Genomic DNA, 17,707 nt, shown 5'->3' on the forward strand with positions numbered 1-17,707 from the left:
AGCAGGAGTCATGCATATCCAAAAGGATGAAAATGGTGAATTATTTGTTCTGTTATCAAAACGTGCACGTCATAATTGGTGTGATAATTTTGGCGGTAAGAGTGATATCGAGGATGTATCCCTTGCAAGAACTGCGCAAAGAGAGGCAAAGGAAGAGTCCAATGGGGTGCTAGATTATAGCGATAGAGAGCTAGCTGAGGCCCCGTTTCACGACATTATCACTCAAACCTCAAATAGTGAACAATACTTGTATCGAATGTATTTTATTGAAGGCATTAATCCGGTTGATACTACACAACTACTTGATAAAGAACACGAGTCATTTCATTGGGTTCCCTTAATAAATTTACAGAATGCATTAAAAGAAAACAGTGCTATTGTTGAAGAAGAACAGATAACCATTCAAGTTAAAGACATAAACAATCAGGATGTGATTATTTTTCCGCCTCTTTATGCTATGCTGCGTCAGGGACCGGTCAATGCCTTGATCGATGACCTATTATTAAATAGTAATTTTCGTACACAGAGCACGCAAGGCTTGGCTGAGGAACCAGATAGCTCTGAGCAAAGCAAGAAAAATACTTATCGACCAATTGCATCTCCTGAACAAGTTGAGACAGAGATAATAGCAACCTCTATCAAAAAAGCAAAAGTGCTCGATGAGATCAAAAAGAAAGGGCATGTTTCTTCAAAAAAACCTAAAACACTCATCAAAAAAGACTATCAACCAGCAAATACTGGCGAACGTATTCTTTCTCAAAGCGAATTACATCTTAAAGTAGTTATGGGAGATGATTTTCGTGTTCAAGAATCAACTGCAGAGAATATAAAAAAGTTTTTAGATAAACATAACAAGGGATTATCAGAAGAAGAAAAGCAGCAGCTAATTAATCAAACTGCCGAGATGATTCAGTATGAAAAAGACCATCCCGAGAGAGTCTTCTTCTATCATGGCACGAATAGCGATATTGCTTACGCTTACGCTGTCTACACAGCAATTTATCAAATTCTTGCTGCAAACAGCGGTATCGGTGCTTTACGTATGGATAATCCTCTTTTTCATAAATGCCTTACTATTGAAGAATTCATCAGTCACTTTAAAGACATTTCTGAAAGTGGAAAGGTTAGTAATTATGATAGTGGTTATATGGAATCTGCAATATCCGCTAATCTTTTTTTATTTGGAAGTCATAATGTGGAGGGCTCCAACACAATTGAATATTACACTAACAATGAATCAGCTACCAAAACTAATTTACAGAACATGCTGTCTGCAAGTATTCAATCAATGGGAGTGGGTGTGGGCATAATAAATCAACTAATAGCCTTGGCAAAAGAATTTCCATACCAAGGCCAAGGAGCTTTATATCAAGTGAGCTTACCTTTAGAGTTAGTAGATAAGTACGCCTATTTAGCAGCTCCAGGAGGACGTTTAAATCCTCTATTAACAGAAAGAGGTGAAACAACTAACATTTCGCAGTTATTGAATGAAATGACCAGAGGTCGAGTTGATAAACAATATATAGAAACTCTTCAGGCACGTTTGATGACACCACCTGATGCGCCTATTACCATGCGGGATTATCATTGGGGTAAACCCGGCAATCAGGAAATGCAAGATCACTTTAATCATAAAATTCAAAAACTGGCTGAAAATATTGTATTTGACATTATGAAGCATCAAAACCAATTGAATAAATTAAACTCAAAATTGCCTTTGATGCGTAATCTGCGTGATGTTTACGGACAAGCAGGATTAAATATTGGCAGCAACAAGATAACAGACGAACTTGTTATTCAATTGCTTGAATCCGGGGATTTAGAAAGTATTATAAGGATTACCGAAACTAACCCTGAATTTAAAGATAAGTTACTAAAATCAAATAAAATTTCTTATAGTGAGAAAACTTCCCATAAAAATGAAAACAAAACACTACTAGAAAGACTGTTGAAAATTCCTAATTGCCAGGAGACAGTGCGAGCTATCTATGGCGAACAATTTTACGAGGGAAGATTAGACAAACTACCCTTTATTTCAGTTTTTTTTGTGATAGAAAAAGATAAGAGAATGCAATTTGCCATTGACCATCAAGATAAAATCAAAGATGCGCAAACATTGGCTCATGTCTTAAAGGAACTGCCTGAAGAAAAAAAACTGGATTTTGCAGGGAAATGTAAAGATTTAATCGGTGATAGCAAAAGCCTTAACGCTGTGTTGGAGAATTTACCTCTTGATCAAAGGTTAGATTTTGCAAACCAGTGTAAAAAGAAAATTAGAGATGCACTTGATCTTGCTAATGTATTAACCAAGCTACCTGAAAACAAAAAGCTTAAGTTTGCAACCACATGTGAATATAAAATTGGAGACGCTACCGGACTTGCATCGGTTTTATTTCGTTTACCTGAAGGTGAAAGGTTTCAATTTGCAATCGATTGTGAAGATAGGATAAGAGATAGCTCTGAACTTTATGAAGTATCACTTAATTTACCTGATGAGCAACGGCTCGAATTTATAATGAGATCAGAAGATAAAATCAACGATGCCAAGGACATTAGGTCTGTTCTATTGGTGTTACCTTATTATCAAAGACTGAAGTTTGCAAGCAGACATGAGAATAAAATTAAAAATGGCTACGACTTAGGATCTTTTTTATATGGTTTGCTTCAGGATGACAAAATAGATTTTGTACTTAAACATGAAAATAAAATTAAGGATGCTCAAGGGCTTGCTTATATTTTGAATAATCTGCCCCAAGAAAATAAAATAAATTTTGCACACAGACACGAAGATAAAATTAAGGATGTCGCAGGGCTTGTCTCTGTTTTGATTGAACTACCGCAAGATGAAAAAATAAGTTTTGCAATTAAGCATGAAGATAAAATTAACAATGCGGCAGAGCTCGCTTCCGTTGTATATGAATTACCGTTGACTAATAGGCTCGATTTTGCAATCAAACATGAGAATAAAATTAAAGACGCTCAGGAGATAGCAATGGTTAAAGATGTGCTGCCTAAAGACAAAAAACTATACTTTACAGCTAGAAATGAAGATAGAATTAAAGCTAATGAAAAACAATTGTCTTTATCCAATAACGCAAAAATCCATATGAGTATTGTCAAGATACCTGCCGATGAAAGGAAAGAAAACATTTTGGCAGTCTACAGGGTATTAAAAAATGATGATTTTTTGAGAAATCAAGATGGCACAGTATCAACTATTATCAAACAGATAAAAGAAATTGTGAGAGAGATTGACTCGTCAGAAGAAGTAAATATAACCAATGCCATTATGGAAATCAAAAAAATGATAGTTAATAACAGAGATAATAATCACAGCGACAATGCTAATTGCATCATCAACGCATTTGCCAAACCAAGTTGTTGTGATTTTCGAAAAATCCGCGAAGTTTTGTCAACAAACCCTGCAATTTATGAAATAATGAATAGGAAAGAGTTTGTTGCGAAAAATGAATAGACTAATTCAGTCAGACCAAAATACCGCCTCACCAAATCCAGACAAACCTATAGATATAGCACTACCTTTGCAAAATCAAATTCACTATAAAGATTGAGCATATCCATTGACACTTCTCTAAAATTAAGAGCTAAACACAACCCCTTTAATATTTAAACCTCAAACTTCTGAGTTTAACATGGGTAATTTAAAATCAAGTTTTTATTTTTTCTTATTGAAAAGAGGTAAGAAATCCTGAATTAATTCCATTACTGAAAATACTTCACAAATTCATAATCATGACTCTGCAAATTATTACCGCTGCATACGGGACTTGCCCATTGGTCAGCACAAGGTTTATCCCGATTGAAAGACCACATGGATAATCCTCCCAACGAGTTTTTCTGTGCAAACTGTTTTAATTGGGCCGCATTAGATAAGGTAAATTGCTCTGTATTCACATCATTCACACCGATCATTGGCGTCACTTCAATCATATGCCATAAAGTCTCTGGCTTTTTATCCGGATAAATTTCCTGCAAAAATTGATGAAGATTCGTTGCCGCGGATATCGCATAATCTCCCATATCGCCACTATAAGCTGGTCCATAATCCATGGCCATTATGTTCACACTAAAATGAAGACCAAGAGTAGCCGCTGAGGTGATTATCTCTTTTCCAACAGAGGTTAATCCTTCTGGCATCACTGGGAGAGTAAAGCTTAACAAGACATCTGGATGCTCCTGTTGGAATAATTTCAAAGATTGTAACAAGTTAGGAATATTGGCTGTTCCATTTTCTATATCAAAATCCAGAACATTCGCATGATATTGATTAACCACTTGATTAAACGTATCAATTAATTGATTTTTATCACAATGATAGGAAATATCTGTGCCACTCGCCCCACCGAATGAAACGGTGAGTTGCATACCCTCTTTTGACAAAGTTTCGAACTGTTTTTTACCCCACCCTTTTGCCACACTATAATTTTGCTGGGCTCCCCAAGCAGGTTGGCATTGACCACTGTCTGTAATAAAAGCCAAATGATAAGCGTTGATCCCTAATTTTTTTGCTGGGGAAATCAAATCCATTGGCTCCATATCCTGTGATTGCGAATCCCAATGAGTATTAATCGTTAAATCAACATAAGGACTAAATATAGGGGCAGAGGGCGAAACCGCTGCAACATTACTGGATAATAACATGCCATTTAATAAACATAAAAACCGGCTATATCGCATTCAATAGTTCCTTAAAACCTAAATTGTGTTTATTTTTACATCATCAGGGCGATTAATCAATCATTTTGTTAATAAATAAACAAGTTGACAGGGTATAAAGGTTTGCACTACCTTTTATCAGACCTTAACCATCGCTTCATCCAAAGAAATGGTTAAAATTTTTATTCTCTTTTTTCAGGTTTTGCTCTTAACGGTAAGGAAATGTTCATGAAGAATCTCTATATAGATCCTGATATTACAAAAGCCTCCACAATCTCTTCTGAATTTTATACATCAACGGAATGGTTCGAAATTACAAAAGAAAAAATATTCAGTAAAACCTGGCAATTTTGTATCAGTACCGAAGAACTAAAAACCCATAGACAATTAATCCCTTTTACCTTGCTGCCTGGATTTCTTGAAGAACCCTTACTGTTTGCAAAAGATGAACTGGGTACTATTCGTTGTTTGAGTAATGTATGTACCCATCGAGGTAAAATTCTCATCGAAGAACCTTGCATGGCACATAAAATCAAATGCGCCTATCATGGCCGTCGGTTTAATTTTTGCGGCGAATTACTTCATATGCCTGAATTTGAACTCACAAAAGATTTTCCGTCAAGCAATGATAACTTAAGTCAAATTTCAACGGGTATTCTTGAGCCTTTTCTTTTTGCTTCGCTCTCACCCGTTATCTCATTTCATGAAGTTTTTGCAGAAATTAAAGAAAGGTTGTTTTGGCTCCCTATGGAAAAAATGCGATTAAGCAAAGAAAGATCCAGAGATTATCTGCTCAAAGCGCATTGGGCCTTATATTGTGAAAATTACCTGGAAGCATTGCATATCCCTTTTGTACATCCGTCACTAAGAAAAGTAATTGATTGCAACACCTACACCACAGAACTCTTCCGCTACTGTAATCTGCAATTGGCTTTGGCAAATCCTGACGAAGTCAGCTTTGATTTACCCAGAGGGGCACAAGATTATGGCAAACAAGTTGCCGCCTATTACTTTTGGATATTCCCCAATACCATGCTTAATTTTTATCCCTGGGGTTGTTCTGTTAATGTGGTCAAACCTCTCAGTCCTGAGTTAACACAGGTTTCTTTTTTATCTTTTGTTCTTGATGAATCCAAGCTTGGAAAAGGGGCTGGTGGAGAACTTGATCAGGTTGAACTAGAGGATGAAAGAGTAGTTGAATCTGTGCAAAAAGGGATAAAATCTCGCTATTATGATTCGGGGCGCTTCTCCCCAACAAAAGAACAAGGCACTCATCATTTTCAAAGATTACTTTGTGAGTTTCTAAATGAATGAGAGTAGGTCTGGCACAGGCGCAGATTGGGAACGAAAAAATATTTTTAATAAACAATTCAGATCAATTAAGTAACTGAGTTAGAATTATTTTTAGATAAAGATTAGGGCATTCTACTAAACTCTGAATCATGAATATAACCCCTAGTGGAGAAAGACAGGATGGTTGCTCAAAGACACCTTTATATTTTTACCCTGATTGGATTACTTCTAGGGGTAACAGTGGACATACTGACACGCAATCACAATACGACCGCATTTATATATAGTGTTGTCACCATCTTTGGTATTTTATTTGCGCTTACCTATAACAACGTCAATTTGTCTCGTCTGATTGGCACCAGCTTTCTGCTTGCTTTCTTTTTATCGATACCCTTGTTTCCATTGAAAATGGACTACTCTATGAGAGATTATTTCCATTTCTTTACCTTTTTTGTTGGCTTCCCATTTTTTATCTACGTCGCTCATTGCTTCCATTACGCGTTCCATCACGACAACACTTGGCGGGTAAGTTACAGCAGTTTATTTGCTGGGGTATGGAATACCATTCCCCTTTTGTTTATTGCCTTCGTGTTTTCCTCATTGGCCAATTTGCTGATTGTACTGGGATCTTTTGTATTTAAAACTGTTGGAAATAATTATTTGTGGGATTTGTATTTTTATAATCATCATTTCAAATTAATCAGTAATACAACCTTATTTTTTATGGGTTTAGGTGTTGGACAACAAAATCTCAACATCATTCATAACATGCGTTTTTTACTACTTAGAATCATGTATTACCTGTTTCCCCTCTTGGCAGCAATAAGCATCCTTTATTTTATATTATACGCATTTCATTCTTTTTCGAGCGGTCAGGAACACATCAATCCGTTAATAGTACTCATTCCACTAACTACAGCTGGTATCATATTCTTCAATGCCTATTTTCAGGATGGAACTATTAAATCAGACTACCCTTCCTGGTTAAAATTATCTTTAAGAGTCTATCGAGTCATTCTGTTCCTCCTGGCTTTAATGATGGCCTATAAAATCCTTTCCGATTTCTCGCTGGATACTAATACATTCATTTACTTACTAGTTGCCATACTATTCAGTTTGACTTACGCTATCACTGCATTCTTGAATGAAAACCAGGAAAAACAATGGATTTATATGGGGAATATAAGTACTGGAATATTTTTCATTGTCACTCTGTTTCTCTGTAACCTACCCTATATTCCGGTTGAATTCACAATTGGTGGAGGAAAGGCTATCAATTTCATCGTTTCAAATCCTTCATAGAAACTAATTCTCTGTACATGAAAAAAAAACACCAGTCATGTACAGAGAAAATAATACCAGACCTCTTGTCTACTGCTGACTTTCAGGAAAAATCACTCGAAATCCTGGTTCTAAAATTTGACCTAAGGGGTTTTGTGATAGTTCATTACTAAAAACAGCTTTTCGCAACTCGATTAACTGTTGAAAATGTTTCCTTAATCCTGATCGGGTTGATATAGACTGGTTAAGAAAATATTCATAAATTTTTATTTTTTTCATTAGATCTTTTGAATCCAATTGCCCATTACTCATATAATCAGCTAACTGACGTGCCCCTTTAAATTGATCCTCATTGTTTCTTAAGTTGACCAAAAATTGTTCCATCCATTCTTTGCCATTAGTTTGGCTGGATTCCGGTATTAATTTTAATAATTCACATCGTTTTGATGAAAACAAAGGATTGGTAAAATCGATCATCAGCACAGATTGTGCAAATTTCTTGGTAATTATATTGTGTTGGATAAGTTGCTTAATCGCGTTGAGATCAGCCTCCCCCTTGACTGGTGTAAGCCAGGCATGATCAGCGTCTTGTAAAGAAGTTTCTGGGAAACGAATGTTAAACTCTTTCAATAATTGATTATAATCTTCAATTGAAATAGTTAAATCAATATTGCCTAATAATGGATTCAGCCAAAAAGCTGATGGAATGGATACAACTGTTTCTGATGAGTCAGTACTGGACTGGAGATTTATTTCGGTAGTACAAAATAAAGGCCGTAACTGCTCCTGAAATGACAGTTTTCCTTGAAATACCTGCATTTTTTTACTATTAAGCAAATGCTGCATTCCTGTTATCACGTCACTGGCAAATAAACTGGCATCACTGACCTGTTCCAATAATTGCCCCACATCTCTATCAGGCTTATTGGGAAGCAAAATAAGCGGACGTTGATTAGTCCACCAATCATTATGAGGAAGGGCCTGTTCCTTAAGGATCGGCCCGCCGGAGTTGTGGCAAGCTGAACATCGCATACGACTGCCAAAATGATTTTCACCCTCTGGACTTATTCTATATAACCAGGTGTTATCTTTATAAGCATCCTTCGAGTTTCCTCGATAAAACCAACGTACCCCCCCATTTTCTATACCTCGCAATTCATAAAAATTATAAAGCGCCTTTCTAGTATCCCAGCTGATTGCTTCAATTAATAATTTACCTTTCCTGGGTTTTTGATCCAAAATGATTAGGCCATCTTTTAACCGAGTAAAATACCCCAGAAATAACTCCCCCTTTGCAATCAATTGGTCAGTAGCTAATGCACCATACACGGATTCAAAAAAACTGAAACTACCTTCAGTTGGATTATTTCTTCCTCGATTAGCGACCATTCCTATGACTTCTTTTAATCCCTTCAATCTCATAGAACTTCTTAATTCCTGTATGGATTGAGGGCAAATTTCAGCATTGGATAACAGAGAATACAAAGGATCGGATAACTTTTTATTAACAGGTTGTTCGTTAAAATAGATCACACAATTAGCATGAGCGAGTGAAGAAATAAGCAGCAAGACGTAAAAGATTTTTTTCATTCTGGAACATCCGTTTAATCAAAGAAATAATCAGCTGGGTTATAGCCTGATTGCAACAATCTGGATTCATTAAGTGATAACCAAGAAAACAATACACTAAATTCTGATTTTTATTAGTCCAAACTTGAGATAAAACATCTCATTCTATTCAGGAATAGGTCTAACATTGCCAATTTTTGCATTTTCCTCAATAATCTGGTTAACAAAAGCATTCCCATAACCTATCCAGGCCCCTTTTTTAATTGTTGTTCCTGGGCCAATTTTAGTCGTCATTCCAACAAAAACATTATCTTCTATCACCACAGGCGATAAAAAAAGATAATTTCCTACATCAGAATGGCAACTGATAGAAACTTGACTGGCGAGAGTGACATCCTTACCAATTGAAATGAGAGGGCAATCCACAAAATCGATATCAAATGAGTTCATAACGTAAAATGACACCTTAATTCCCAAAGCACGCCAATACAAATATTTAATAACATTAAAGGATTGTAATAAATGGACCAGACCAACGATTTTCGCTGCCCGAGAAAGTGCAAAATGACAAAACCAGGCGATCATGGTCTTGTTTAATTCCCGTTTATATCGACCTGGCTTAAGTTTTGGGAGGCTTATCCTGATAAGCGCAATGATAAGAATAAAAGAAAAAATTAATACAAACGGTGAACAAATTAAAACAAGCCAGGTTTTTGAAAAACCATAATACAAAAACAAACCAGTTAAGCTAAATGCTGCCACGCCTGGCATTAAACTAAGCAATATAGAAATCAAATCAATAAAAATCAATAAAGAAACAGTCAACTGGCTTTTTTTGACAGGTGCTTTTTTATTCTTGACTGTCGTTTTCTTGCGCTCTGTCATCACGTGATTTCCTTAAAAATAATAGACAATTCATTTGCCAGCTGTTGAGTCTGTTTTATTTAAACCTGGAGTTATACTAGCAAAAATAAACAAAAGATTGGAAGATACATTCTTAAATTCAAAGAGATCTCTTCATTCTGATAAAATTAATTTTATACTTTTCTATTTTTGGGGTTATCGAACCCGGGGTTATGCAAGAGTTCTTTCACATGCCCCCGGATAACTCACAACAGTTTCAGTATCCCAAGCTCTTGAAAACAGGTAACAACATTTATTTTTTGGCCTTGTAATTATCCGTATATTGTTGCCCTAAAGTTCTAGCCTTACTCAGATCCTCTGGATTCATAGATTTCTCAAGATCACTGGCATTGGTCGCTGCTTTTTCAAAGCCATTATTCTTGGCTGCTGTAAACCAAGCATAAGCTTTTACAGGATCAGCTGCAACACCAATACCATCTCTGTAATAGACACCTAATTGATTTTGAGCCTTACCATACCCTTGTTCAGCTGCTTTTTGCATCCAGTACACCGATTGCTCAAGGCTTTTTCCGACTCCATCACCATAAAAATACATATCAGCTAAATTAAATTGTGCATTAGCATTCCCGAGGTCTGCGCTTTTTTGATACCAAAAAGCCGCCTTTTGCAGATCCGATTTACCTAATTTTCCAGAGTCATATAAATAGCCTAACTCCAATTGTGATTTGGCATGACCTTGATTCGCTGCTTTTTCAAAATACTCAGCTGCCTTCTGATAATCTTTAGGAACCCCATCCCCCTGTTCATACATCAAACCAAGATTATATTGTGCACTGGCATTACCTAAGTCAGCTGCTTTTGTATACCAATTGAGGGCCTGAGTCTTATCCTTTTTCACCCCTGTACCGGTATCATAATTATAACCAATGGCCAAAGCCGCATTAGAGTTGCCTTGTTCTGCTGCTTTTTTATACCATATCATAGCCGTATCGGAATTCTGAGGTACACCAGTTCCCGTATCATACATATAACCCAAACCATATTGGCCATCTGCATTATTTTGATCAGCTGCTTTCTGGTACCATTCAAAAGCCTTTTTATAGCCCTCAGGTGTATTAAGGTACCAATAGAACCCTGCTAATAATACCTGGGCGTCGACATTGCCTTGATTGGCTGAGGCAAGTAATAATTGCTCTGTTTTTTCTGGACTATAGGTTACACCTTGGGCATTATAATACATTTTACCCAGCAAATATTGAGCCTTGGCATCCCCTTTATCCGCTTCAGGAGACAGCAAAATAAATGCTTTTTCGTAGTACCCTTTGTTATAGGCCTCTTCACCTTCCTGAGTTGTAGCGATAGCTGAAGAGTTAATCACTGTCAGTAGAGAAAGAGATAAAATATATTTTTTCATGTCCATGATATATACCTTAATTTTAAGAGCTATCGCTTTAAAGTATATGACATAAATTCAACAATGTATAAAATGCTTTCTCATTTTGTTTTTTATATCTTTCATCAAGATATTAGATGCAAACAGCGTCACATATGTCGCCTGTATAAAACTGCAACACAAGCTATTTTATTCTTGACATAACCGACATAAAACTCCAAATTACACTGATTCTCCACGCGAGACATAAAAAAAGACGTATTTTTATGAATATAAGGTAATTTGACATTTGATGTGGGTTATATGGTAGTCAATTATTTTGATGCACTTCATCGAAGTGATGTGAATTTAGTCCCTGTGGTTGAATATAGGGATAATATCAATTTCGGATTACATGGCCCTTACGCTGATGTAAAATGGATTGGTTATATGTAAGTAATGCAAGATTATCAATTAGCCAAATTGAATTACCATAATTTGGCTAATCATCCATGTTTCAATTGAGGTAATAGGCTATTCATTGACAAATCATTCGAATAGCCAGGCATTTTTTCCTTATTAGTTCTGACTGAATTTGTAATTTGAAAAAAATCTGGTTTAAAAGGGCTTAAAGCCTCTATCCCCATGCCTAATAAAGAACCAATGAACCCCATATTGGCAAATCGCTTGATGGTAGCACCTTGTTGATTTGTTCCAATGAGTATCTTATTGACGTAACTAAAACAATCATTATCACCTGGTTTCATTTTGGTTAATATGAAAGACGCTGTCGGAGCATTGGTTTCCTGAAGTTTTTTATGATAGGCCCGCATTTCTACAATCTTTTTACCACTTACTGTTCTCATTTCGCTTTGAGCTGGAATTTCTTTGGTATCGGTTGGCTGAGGGGTAAACTCTATTAAATACTCACGATTTTTAATAGTTATTTTTATATACGCATGGTGACCCACACACCCATGAAGCAAAGATTCACCAATAAAACTGGCTAGAAAGGAGTTAATTTCATAATCGACCTTATGGTTTAGAAATTCCTCATACTCGCTATCATCATTGAAAAGTTGCTTAATTTCACTTTCTGCTTCACCAAGATAAAATGAAAATGGTTTCATTTTATTTCGACTAAACATGCAAAAGGAATATTCTTGCTTGATATTGTCCAAACTCTCACCCAAACCATCAAGGCCAAATTTTATTTGTCGCTGTACCTCATTTTTAAATAGCTTTTTAGGTGCCCTGAAACCAAAAAGTCCACCAAGAACTGTACCGGTAAATGTTCCAACAAGAAAACCGATAACCGGTTTGTATTCACATAAACCGTTAACAAAACCCATTATTCCTCCTAATAATCCACCGACTACGCCTAAAGCTAAAGCCGAAATAATACCGCTAATATGCAGTAAAATAATCATCACTTGAGCGGTGAAATGATGAGTCTTGGCTACTCGTTGCAATTCGGAGAAATGAAGAACCAATTCTTTCAGCAATTGGCTTGATGGGCATTGATTATCTAAAAAATTGGGGGTTTTTAATTCTTTTAGCTTATGCAAGGTATCCAACAATTTTAGCAATACTGCTAAAAATTCGTGTCTGGACGGGACATTTTGGGATTTTATCGACTCTAACAGAATGTACAGATAATATTTAAACTCTCCTGCAGGCAAATCGATAACACGCTGTCTGGCAAAATCTATCTCTAGGAAATAATTTTTCTCATCTATCATGACATAACAAACCAACAGGGAATCATACTGGAAAATACATGGCTCAAAATAATACTGTGATTATACTATTTGATCAACAATGGGGCAATGACTCTGGAAACAATGTCCATTACGATTATTGATAACTACCCAGATGCTTTATCTCTCAGCAATAACCTCCTGAGAGATAAATTTCGGTTTGGTTTGCCCATGCATGCCAGCTAATAATTTCTCCTTAGACAGTTGCAACAGGGTCACAGGTAAAACCTCTTCCGTTTCAACACTATGGGCATAAGTCGGACTAATATGGATTAATTCCTCATGCAATTCTTTCAGTGATAGCTCAGAAATCTCCGCCTCATCATCAGTAACCAAAACAATACGATTGCCCACACTATTGCGCGCAAAATACCAATAAGGCTCTATATTAAGATGCGTTGCCAGCACCGCGCTTTGCAATTCTTTACCGGTAATTGAGCATGTTTCCAATTTCAAGAGTTGCGTTTTATAACAAAACTCAAGTTTTGGTGAGCTGTTCAAATAACCGGTACACTTCACGATATCCTTGAGCCTGTAGCGGACAAATCCCATAGCCGTTGTCAAAAATACTTCGTATTTTTTCCCTACTTCCAACTCCCAACATTGTAAAAGATTCTCTTTCTCAATCGCCGCTCCCTCTGGAATAAACTCCACGATATGGGCACCAGGATGTAAAATTCCACCGACGCTATTTGTTTCTATCGGAACTGTTAGCCAACCCTCGGTTGCGGAATAAGTGCCATCAACCAATTTAATCTCAGGACCCAGCAGTTTTTGTAATTGCTGAGCAGGATATTCACAAAGCCCGGATGTCCAACAACCAGCCATTTCCAGAGATGGCCACAGTTGTTTGAATGAGAGATTATCAGCCTTGGCTAAAGCCTGCAAATGTCTTCGTCGTTCCCTGGTCATTTTGAGAGGTGGAAGATGTGATGGAAGAGGTTTATCATCCAATAAATGAGGAAGATAGTCTTTAAAACCGTCGATACAGCGCTTATAAAAAGCATCTATTACCATAGGCGTCACAGCAAATACAGCGCTTAAATCAGAAGCCAAACCGTAGATAGGTCCCCATTGTTCGTAAATCTCATGGCTGGCAAAGACCTCATCAGGCATGGCATAAAATCGTTTAATAAAGGAAGGCAAATGGCGATAATTAAAATTACTAATCCACCCCGTAGGAATACCAGCAGGAGTAGTTTTATGAGTATCTACTGCGACAAGATACAACATTTTTTCCTTAAAAAAACCAGGAAACCGTTGAGTCAGGCTGTAAATATACGGGGCCATCGTACGCTGAAATTGTTTCTGAAATGATGCCGTTATAGGGAAAAATTTTCTGACCCCTGATGTTCCTGAAGTTTCTGACCAAAAAATCAATTCCTCACCATTAAAAGGTTGAATGGTAGAATGCTGCGCTGCCAACAATCCTTCCTGATACTCTTCATATTCTGTAATTCCAAAGTCATTAAGAACCACAGACGATTGATCTTTTAATAATTTCTGCCAATAAGATGATTTTTTCAGCAACGGAACAATTTCCGAATTCCATAAACGATCTCGAGCCTCTTTAGGATGTTTGGTATCATTCAGAAAAAATTGATATTTTTTCTTTGTCATGGCAGCAATTAAAAACCTCTTCCAATTCATCCCTCATTACTCCGCTATATGTATTGGCATAATAGAAAACAACTGTTTTTTTTGAAAAAAAGAATACAAACGCTCACTCATAGCTTCTTGCAACACACTATCAATCATTGAACCTGAATTCAATCGCTTAAGAATTAACTGCATCGCCAAATCCAGCCACTCTGTATTTTGCAAACCATCAGAAAGTGTCCCCTGATTATAGTGCCAGAACTGCAAACAGCAACTGGCTGCAAAGATCCAGCAATATTTTTCTGCCAAACGAAAAACATTCAAACTGCGAGGGTCAAATAATTTCAGATCATGTAAATGGATGACTTCCTGATCCAGTTTTTCAATTTCATGACGTATTGTAGTAATAAGCGGGTTGATTGGAGTGGAGTTTAAGCACATGATGCCAGCCAATACATCATCCTCTTCATGAGTAAACAAACCCAAACCATCTTCCTTAAAAGGAGGACAAGACAAACGAACATTAAAAATTTTCTCAATTTTTTCGGAATGCTCTGCCCGGTTTTTACCCCGCATGCCTGCCTGGGGCAGCAAATTACCTGCAATAAGGGATAAATTAACTTGAGTACTTCCATCAAACAAGCCAACCACTTGAATGTCGCGTCTTATTTTCTGAAAAATAGCCCATTGTGTAGTACGCAGATAAGCTCTGGCACCTAAAATGATGGCGCACTGCTCTACTATATCTTCTCCAATATGCGGAATAAGAAATTTGATAATTGCTGACCAAAGGCTCATTTTTTCCGGTATTACCGTACAGGCGCGAACCATAACCTGAGCTGTACAATCCGCGATTAATAAAAGAGTAAATAACTCACCCAGTCGTTGTTTTACTGCTGGTATTTCAAACACTGATTTGCCATACAGTTGCCTTTGTAAGCTGTAAGACAATGCCAGCCTCAAAGCAGAATCAGCTCCTCCAATCGCCAAACAGGCACATAAGGTACGCGAAATTTGGAATACCTTATAGATGATTTCCAAACCACGTTGTTCCTTCCCTATTAATGCGTCCTTAGACACGTTCACTTTATCAAAAGAAAAACCACTGATATCTAACCCTCTGACTCCATGAGTTGGCAGCTTAGGTGTGGGAGAAATGCCCTTTTCAGCTGATTTTTTATCGATATAAAACAAAGAAAAACCTAATAGCCCTCCCTTCTCATTAGTACGACACAACACCACAGCATACTCACTCAAGGTTGCAAAATTAACACACCATTTTCGTCCCGAAATTTCCCAGCCCTCTTCAGTTGGCTTGGCATTCATCTTATTGGAAGTCAGATCGGTTCCATGCTCTTCTTCTGTCAAAGCCAAAGCGCCTATTTTTCCCTGGAGAAGATACTCGCTCAAACGTTTCTTTTGCCTGGAACTTCCGGCCATCCATATTGGCAATGCAGCAAAAAAAGCCAATCCAAATATAATAGCCATAGTGATATCACGTCTGGCCAACAACCTGGTTAAAGTATATAACTCATCAAGGGAGTTCAACTTACCCCCTAAATATTGGGGTATGGTATAGTCCAAATAACCCCATTGTTTAATGAATTCTATTGGTGACGAAGCTAATATTTCCTGCTCGTCAGCGAGCAAAATTTGTTGAAAACTAACAGGAGAACTGTCATCCCAAGGATTACCCAAGCATGACTCGAAAAATTCAGACAGTTGTATCAAATTCTCATAAGAAGTCATTATTTTCCTTATACAATAGAGTGTTTTGCCAAAGGCATGGTTTCCATACTTCTATATAAAAACTCTAAATGAGACGCCAGGCGACTGCGAATTTGAGCCGGTTGGATAATTTCATCAATCAAGCCCAGAGAATAAGCCTCCATGAGAGAATCATCAATCTGAGATTTTTCTGACAATTGAGACTGTGATGATTCCTGTGCTGCTTGACCATCCATAGCTTGCACCTTACTGGTCGTTTCCTTACCCATGACACCGAGATTTGCTGTTTCCAGAGCCAAAACCAAATCGCCATTTTGCGATTTGGTTTGCATCATAAGAAAAGCAGCCGCTCCATAACATTTACGAACGATAACACTTAATCTTGGCACTCTGGTTTGCATCGCCACACAAAATCTTGCTCCATGTTGCAATAATCCTTTTTGTTCCTCTCTTTTGCCTGGCATAAAACCGGGAACATCGATGAAAGTCAAAATCGGTATAGAATAAGCATCACATATTCGTATAAATTTGGCTGCTTTTTGAGCTGCATCAGAATCGATGGCTCCGCTATAACGAATGCTTTGATTAGCGACAACCCCTACAGCAAAACCGTGCAGGTGTACAAAAGCACAAATCATTGCCTGCCCATAAGTCCTTTTGTACTGGATAACGTTTGAATTATCCACTACAGCCTGAATTAAATTGAGCATATTAAATGGTACTCTGGGATTTGCAGGAATATCCGGAATGGGATGATTAGGCTCTATTATAGAATGAACGGGCGGGCGCTCATTGGTATGTAGAGGAAAAAAACCAAGCATGGCTTTCACATGATTTATTTGTGCTGTAACACTATCATCCACGAAATCAGCAATGCCCGTTGTCGTTGCATGCAATGTTGCACTCCCCAGTTCGCTCATAGTCACTTTTTCACCAATGGCTTGTTGCACTACCATAGGGCTGGTCACCATAAGATAACTTCTATGCTTGTTAAAAAATAACAAATCCATTAACACAGCAGAATAAGCCGGTGCTCCAAGAGTGGGGGCAAGTATCACCGCAAATTGGGGAATAATTCCAGACAATCTAATATTGCGAGCAATAATTTGCGTGTATTCATCACCACTTAATAAATTTTCTTCGAGAGAAACACCTGGAGATGCTAAAAAGGCAACGATAGGAATGCGTAATTTTTCCGCTTTATCCATTAAATGAATAATCTTTCTAGCGCCTTGGCGGGTAACATAACCCCTGTTAACTGAAGAATCATGGGCATAAATCGCTACTGGCCTTTGATTCACTTTGGCTAATCCGGTAATCACCTCAGCGCCAGAAAGGGAATAAGGTTTATTATCCGGAATATATTCAGAACCTATTGGTAAAAAGCTTTGTTCATCAATTAAATTGTCTATCCATTTAATTAACGTTTTATCTGTATGTTGGGAAGACATGCCTCTTTCCTCTTGCAATATTTAAATCCTGGAACCCGAGACTCTCTGATTTGGAAATTTGATCCATAGTCATAATAACTTAATTAGCAAAATAGGCTACTCTTAATTGTATA

At 37.2% G+C, this 17,707-nt stretch carries 12 protein-coding genes; 4 read left to right on the forward strand and 8 right to left on the reverse strand.

Annotated elements, in window-relative coordinates:
- The first annotated feature begins 10 nt into the window (after positions 1 to 10).
- On the forward strand, positions 11 to 3,475 hold the full coding sequence (locus CC34_RS0112730; RefSeq protein WP_028379614.1) for an NUDIX hydrolase: 3,465 nt from the start codon (positions 11 to 13) through the stop codon (positions 3,473 to 3,475).
- 248 nt (positions 3,476 to 3,723) lie between these two features.
- Here the strand turns inward: CC34_RS0112730 and CC34_RS0112735 are convergent, their stop codons facing one another.
- Complete coding sequence (locus CC34_RS0112735; RefSeq protein ID WP_028379615.1) at positions 3,724 to 4,698, reverse strand: chitinase; 975 nt, start codon at positions 4,696 to 4,698, stop codon at positions 3,724 to 3,726.
- 207 nt (positions 4,699 to 4,905) lie between these two features.
- Between CC34_RS0112735 and CC34_RS0112740 the strand changes: the two genes are divergently transcribed.
- Together CC34_RS0112740 and CC34_RS0112745 are read left to right on the forward strand one after the other, a co-directional pair.
- On the forward strand, positions 4,906 to 5,991 hold the full coding sequence (locus tag CC34_RS0112740) for an SRPBCC family protein (RefSeq protein ID WP_028379616.1): 1,086 nt from the start codon (positions 4,906 to 4,908) through the stop codon (positions 5,989 to 5,991).
- Between the two features lie 159 nt (positions 5,992 to 6,150).
- Positions 6,151 to 7,272, forward strand: a complete 1,122-nt coding sequence (locus tag CC34_RS0112745) for a hypothetical protein (protein ID WP_027227262.1) — start codon at positions 6,151 to 6,153, stop codon at positions 7,270 to 7,272.
- A gap of 69 nt (positions 7,273 to 7,341) precedes the next feature.
- Here CC34_RS0112745 and CC34_RS0112750 read toward each other — a convergent pair whose 3' ends face one another.
- The 3 genes from CC34_RS0112750 to lpnE all read right to left on the reverse strand — a co-directional run bounded on the left by CC34_RS0112750 (position 7,342) and on the right by lpnE (position 11,104).
- Entirely contained in the window at positions 7,342 to 8,841 is a 1,500-nt protein-coding gene (locus CC34_RS0112750) for a hypothetical protein (RefSeq protein ID WP_028379617.1), read from the reverse strand.
- A 144-nt stretch (positions 8,842 to 8,985) separates the two neighbouring features.
- Positions 8,986 to 9,705: a hypothetical protein gene (locus CC34_RS0112755; protein ID WP_027227264.1), complete on the reverse strand. Its 720-nt coding sequence runs from the start codon at positions 9,703 to 9,705 to the stop codon at positions 8,986 to 8,988.
- 271 nt (positions 9,706 to 9,976) lie between these two features.
- On the reverse strand, positions 9,977 to 11,104 hold the full coding sequence (gene lpnE, locus CC34_RS0112760) for a Dot/Icm type IV secretion system effector LpnE (RefSeq protein ID WP_027227265.1): 1,128 nt from the start codon (positions 11,102 to 11,104) through the stop codon (positions 9,977 to 9,979).
- Between the two features lie 255 nt (positions 11,105 to 11,359).
- On the opposite strand from lpnE, the gene CC34_RS1000000117580 reads away from it, so the two are divergent.
- Positions 11,360 to 11,512: an Lpg1974 family pore-forming outer membrane protein gene (locus CC34_RS1000000117580; RefSeq protein WP_331708813.1), complete on the forward strand. Its 153-nt coding sequence runs from the start codon at positions 11,360 to 11,362 to the stop codon at positions 11,510 to 11,512.
- Positions 11,513 to 11,562: 50 nt separating this feature from the next.
- On the opposite strand, the gene CC34_RS0112770 is transcribed toward CC34_RS1000000117580, so the two are convergent.
- From CC34_RS0112770 to CC34_RS0112785, 4 genes are all read right to left on the reverse strand, one after another.
- Positions 11,563 to 12,798 (reverse strand): hypothetical protein, encoded by a 1,236-nt coding sequence (locus CC34_RS0112770; protein ID WP_028379618.1) that lies wholly within the window; start codon positions 12,796 to 12,798, stop codon positions 11,563 to 11,565.
- A gap of 138 nt (positions 12,799 to 12,936) precedes the next feature.
- Positions 12,937 to 14,466: a GH3 family acyl-acid amido synthetase gene (locus tag CC34_RS0112775; RefSeq protein WP_027227267.1), complete on the reverse strand. Its 1,530-nt coding sequence runs from the start codon at positions 14,464 to 14,466 to the stop codon at positions 12,937 to 12,939.
- A gap of 6 nt (positions 14,467 to 14,472) precedes the next feature.
- Positions 14,473 to 16,164 carry an acyl-CoA dehydrogenase family protein gene (locus tag CC34_RS0112780; protein ID WP_028377861.1) on the reverse strand — a complete coding sequence of 564 codons (1,692 nt, stop codon included), beginning with the start codon at positions 16,162 to 16,164 and terminating at the stop codon, positions 14,473 to 14,475.
- 8 nt (positions 16,165 to 16,172) lie between these two features.
- On the reverse strand, positions 16,173 to 17,594 hold the full coding sequence (locus CC34_RS0112785; RefSeq protein ID WP_028377860.1) for an acyl-CoA carboxylase subunit beta: 1,422 nt from the start codon (positions 17,592 to 17,594) through the stop codon (positions 16,173 to 16,175).
- Between the last annotated feature and the right edge of the window lie 113 nt (positions 17,595 to 17,707).

Source organism: Legionella pneumophila subsp. fraseri (assembly GCF_000586315.1).
Classification (GTDB): Bacteria; Pseudomonadota; Gammaproteobacteria; order Legionellales; family Legionellaceae; genus Legionella; species Legionella pneumophila_B.